The organism is Frankia nepalensis (genome assembly GCF_016786325.1).
Lineage (GTDB): Bacteria > Actinomycetota > Actinomycetes > Frankiales > Frankiaceae > Pseudofrankia > Pseudofrankia nepalensis.
Genome location: NZ_JADWYU010000369.1, coordinates 1 through 1,298, shown reverse-complemented (window position 1 = coordinate 1,298; position 1,298 = coordinate 1). Strand labels below are relative to the sequence as shown.

The window sequence follows — 1,298 nt, the reverse complement described above, 5'->3', positions numbered from 1 at the left end:
GTGGACCCTGATCACGCTGATCTGCTGATGAGGGTGGGCATGGAGTCCCATCCCCGGACCGTCGAGGTGGGCGCGCGGCGGGCGGCGGACAGGTCGACCTCCCAGTCGGGCCACCGCCTGAGGACCTCCTCGAGGGCGATGCGCCCCTCCAGACGCGCGAGCCCCGCGCCGAGGCAGAAGTGCGCCCCGTGGCCGAACGTCACGTGCTGGCTGAGGTCGCGGTGGATGTCGAACCGCTCCGGGTCGGGGAACTGACGCTCGTCGTGGTTGGCCGACGAGAGCATGAGCAGCAGCGCGCTGCCCGCCGGAACCGTCCGCCCGTGGTATTCGACGTCCTCGGTGACATGGCGGGCCACGTGCGGGCCGGGTGGCTCGTAGCGCAGCAACTCCTCGACCGCGCGCGGGATGAGCGTCGGATCCGCGGCCAGCTCGCGGCGCTGGTCGGGATGCTCGGCGAGCACCTTGCCCATCCAGCCGAACAACCGGCCGGTGGTCTCCACGCCGGCGCCCGCGACCACCCCGACGAAGATCTGGACCTCCTGCCGGGTCAGTCGGCGGACCTCCCCTGACAGGTCGGTGAACTCCAGCGTGAGCAACTCGCTGATGATGTCGTCCGACAGGTTGTCGGCCCGCCACCTGACGTACTCGGCATAGTTCCCGCCGTCGAAGTACTTCTCCCTGGTGACCGGCAGCGGCTCGCCGGGCCTGTTGCGCAGCGCCCGCTGGGCGGTCGACCGCAGCGACGGCTGCTCCGCGTCGGGGATGCCGAACAGCATGCCGATCGTGCGCATCGGCAGCTCGGCCCCGAGGTCGAGCACGAAGTCGAACCTGTCCTCGCCCACCAGTGGGTCCAGGCAGGCCGCGCAGAACGCCCGTACTTTCTCCTCCAGCGCCTTGATCTTCTTCGGCGTGAACATCCGCGAGACCAGGACGCGGTGGATGGTGTGCAGTGGGGGGTCCTCGTTGATGAAGATCCCCGGCGGCATGACGGGCGCCGCCTTGACGACCTCGAGGATGTCCCCCTTCGTCGAGGTCAGACGCTTGAGGTCCTTGAGCGCCGCCACGACGTCGCCGTAGCGGCTGAGCCCCCAGAAGTCGAGACGCTCGTTGTAGTACAGCGGCGCCTCGTCGCGCAACCGCCGGTAGACCCGGTACGGGTCCGCGTCGATCTCGACGTCGTACGGGTCGTAGTAGAGGTCCTCTGAGCCCACTGCCTGCCCTCCCCGGGACATCACTGTACAGATGTATAGCATCACGCCATACGCCCGTACAGTCCAGCGATCCACAGACAGCCAGAC

General features: G+C 68.6%; 1 protein-coding gene. It reads right to left on the bottom strand.

The window, feature by feature from the left end:
- Positions 1–11 precede the first annotated feature (11 nt).
- Positions 12–1,211 carry a cytochrome P450 gene (locus I6A81_RS41245; RefSeq protein ID WP_203008541.1) on the bottom strand — a complete coding sequence of 400 codons (1,200 nt, stop codon included), beginning with the start codon at positions 1,209–1,211 and terminating at the stop codon, positions 12–14.
- Positions 1,212–1,298 lie beyond the last annotated feature (87 nt).